This window comes from Haladaptatus sp. W1, from assembly GCF_001723155.1.
In the GTDB taxonomy this organism is placed as follows: Archaea; Halobacteriota; Halobacteria; order Halobacteriales; family Haladaptataceae; genus Haladaptatus; species Haladaptatus paucihalophilus.
Genome location: NZ_MEIH01000071.1, coordinates 1 through 2,767, shown reverse-complemented (window position 1 = coordinate 2,767; position 2,767 = coordinate 1). Strand labels below are relative to the sequence as shown.

The 2,767-nt window shown below is 51.3% G+C and carries 1 protein-coding gene; it reads right to left on the bottom strand.

The window, feature by feature from the left end:
- Window positions 1-1,933 precede the first annotated feature (1,933 nt).
- A complete protein-coding gene (locus BG842_RS03980) occupies window positions 1,934-2,311 on the bottom strand; it encodes a DUF6790 family protein (RefSeq protein WP_139136010.1) in 378 nt (125 codons plus the stop codon).
- Window positions 2,312-2,767 lie beyond the last annotated feature (456 nt).

Sequence of the window (2,767 nt, the reverse complement as noted above, 5' to 3'; positions counted from 1 at the left end):
CACTGCTGGTTCACGGAAGACCGTCCATTGGCCGCAACCAGTCCAGTTGAAACTCGTCCCAACACGTTGGACAGTCCCCCCGGTCGTCACCGGATATAACAATCACCTGCTGGTGCCGGGATGACAGTCCCACGGGCTGGAACATTACTACCTCTGTTCTGCTTGAACTCGCTGCCTTCTCGCGTTCTACTTCCATTATAGAACCAATCACGCATCTTGAAACACGCCGAAATCACAGAACGCAGACTACTTTTCCACCGATTGTTCGAAGCAGCCGAATTCGATCATTGAAATCAACGACAGTTAACACGCCAAATATGTACCACGTAATGCACAGTGATCAACTCAAGGGTGCCCGGGAAGTCTACTTTCGCTTGGGGGGTAGGCGGCAAGAGGTTACCTCTTTGCCGACTGCAGAGCGTACCTTCAATAATACCTGCTCGTTTGCAAGCCAGCTATGTGTCGGTCGGAAGTATCAAATGTTTCTTTGTGTCATCGGAATAATTATAACTGTTCTTCATGCTAGTACATCACAATGAATTACTCCCGACGTGTGTTCCTCGCCACCGCTTCAACGGTTCTCACGACCTCAATAGCCGGGTGTGCCAGCGGTTTCGGTTTACTCAGCCAAGACAACAGTCCTCAACGAATTCTGAGTCTGCTGGAAACCCGCCTCCGGCTGCTCGGTTACGGATGAGAGCAGTTGATGACAGAGACATCGGTGGACGACATGCCCTATCTCTACGGGAAAATTCAGAGAAGGGCCGACGCGTGATCAAGCGAGCCGTGCAAAACGGGTCGATGATAGTTGACGACCAATCACCGCCAATCTGGGAAGACAGTAGACCATGGGTGTGCGACGGCGGTGTGTATCGACTCTCGTATGAAGTACGAAATGAACGCTCGGCGACTCGCTACTTCTGGCATCTCACTCCTGTGCAACAGGCTAACCAGGATAACATCGTGCAGTTTGATGAGCTTCCGCGTCTCGATCGCGAGAAATTTCGGTTAGTTGGCCTTGGAGACAGCGATGTGGATGAAGATACTCCACTCGATATCGGGAGGACGTTCGTATACGCGAATGCTGATCGAAAAATCGGCACTCGTACCGACTCCTGATCGCTCGGTTATTGAATGGTCGTCTGCTCACGGCGCACGGTTCTCGATTACCGACTCAAACTCCAAAAACGCGACGCTCAAAACGTACCGGTATACGGCGCATCAACTGGCACCGGACCGTCGAAGCGTATGGTCAGCAGCTCCGCACCCGATACACGTTCGAACTTTCGGGGCTCTCTGATGCTGAGCGTAACCTCGTAGAGAAAGCTATCGGGAAATACGGATATAACATTGACCGCGGTGGATCGCCGTCTGATGCGTTCTGGTCCCTGGTCAAAATCTTCCAGCAGCACGAGGCAGTCGCTGATGGAAGGAAGGTGTAACTGGGGACTATCTCACCACATACGATGGGCAACGTCTATTGGGTTGAATTGGTAAATGGGGACGACTTTTGGGGGCGAAAAATCACCACGACGAAGCAGTAGAATAGCGGGGTCTCATCACTCCAAATGAGGCTACTAAACGGAGCTGTATCATTTGCACTCCAATCCGCGCACAGATTCCATTGAGGATCCCGGGGGGTTGTTACTTCCGCTTATGGATTTAGGCGCCAATGGATGAATTTCCCACTCCCGCATTTTCGCCAAAGCGGAAATGGAATCTGATGGGTCGCCGTCCTCGACGAAGTGCGAAGCTTGTATCGAAAGGTTGGTGGCTGTTTCTCCGCTCAAATTCTGGCGTTGGCATAACTCCCGGAAAGGATCATCCACGAGAATTCCTGGGACTGTTCTCTTGAGAGCAGCTAAGTTTCCCGAAAGAGTGATAGATGGATTGTTTTTCTCGTGTCTCTGCTGACCGACCGAAATCGCACCGCTCAAAGAAAATAGAGAGCCAGTAACACAAGTAAAACGAGCGATGTCAGGATATCTGTCCACAGAATTGGCCCAGCGTTTCCGGGACTTCGGTTCTGTGTCTCTCGGATATCCTTCACGTGGACAATGGCAGCCCCGAGCATGAAAACAGAGATCCCGATCGCCGTTGCGATCCAGAATCCACCCCGAAACCAGAGACAGAGAATCCCCAGCACTCCGAAAGCGAGATTACCGAACGCGACTTCTTTTTGGAACGGGCTATCCGCCGGCCAGCCGATGAACGCGGCTATCTCATCAGATCTAAAGTAATGGCCTAAAAAGGCCCAGAGTCCCTGTATGCCGACAACTATCACTAAGAACGCGAGTAAGAACGCTTCCACTGCTGGGGTATCCAAAAGGAGAACCTGAGCAATTCCAGCAAGGATACCCCTGCAGGAAACAATAGTGGGCTATAATCGCCGACTGTTCGGTCGGTGCGCGGTTGACCGGCAACTGATGCTTCGGTTTCGTGTGTGGATGATCGTCCCCCGTGAGCCATGTTATTCCCCTCCCTCTGGACTCCGCGGCCAGATTGACTAGAAACTGCGCTTCGGGATCTAATAAGTGTATCAGAACGCGATTGTTCGGATTAGAATCAATCTCTACAGGATAAGAACGATTAATTACACCCATAATAGAGTTCAATCCGACTCAACAAGCGATACTATCTGCGAGCTATTATTTGACATGAACAGCCGATGAGGGAAGCCAGATTCGGAGGCGATCGTTCCGTCGCACGACCGTTTAGAGGGAAAATCAGTGTGCAATTTCACGGAGGTCGGTAGAATTGCATAGTG